We start from the raw sequence: 263 nt of genomic DNA on the forward strand, positions 1-263 counted from the left end.
CCGTTCCCATACCGAACACGGAAGTTAAGCTCTCTAGCGCCGATGGTAGTTGGGACCTTGTCCCTGTGAGAGTAGGACGTTGCCAGGCAAAATGGAGGATTAGCTCAGCTGGGAGAGCACCTGCCTTACAAGCAGGGGGTCGGCGGTTCGATCCCGTCATCCTCCACCATTTATGTCGGAGGGGTAGCGAAGTGGCTAAACGCGGCGGACTGTAAATCCGCTCCTTCGGGTTCGGCAGTTCGAATCTGCCCCCCTCCACCATT

2 tRNA genes and 1 rRNA gene are annotated in these 263 nt (G+C 57.4%); all 3 read left to right on the forward strand.

Annotation, left to right across the window (positions count from 1 at the left end):
* Nucleotides 1-88: ribosomal RNA gene (gene rrf, locus MR065_RS27300) — 5S ribosomal RNA — on the forward strand; the annotation flags it as partial.
* A 5-nt stretch (nucleotides 89-93) separates the two neighbouring features.
* Nucleotides 94-169 (forward strand) — tRNA-Val (locus tag MR065_RS27305).
* A gap of 8 nt (nucleotides 170-177) precedes the next feature.
* A tRNA-Tyr gene (locus MR065_RS27310) sits at nucleotides 178-261 on the forward strand.
* The last annotated feature ends 2 nt before the right edge of the window (nucleotides 262-263 follow it).

The organism is Bacillus cereus group sp. BfR-BA-01383, from assembly GCF_022663495.1.
GTDB lineage: Bacteria > Bacillota > Bacilli > Bacillales > Bacillaceae_G > Bacillus_A > Bacillus_A cereus_AU.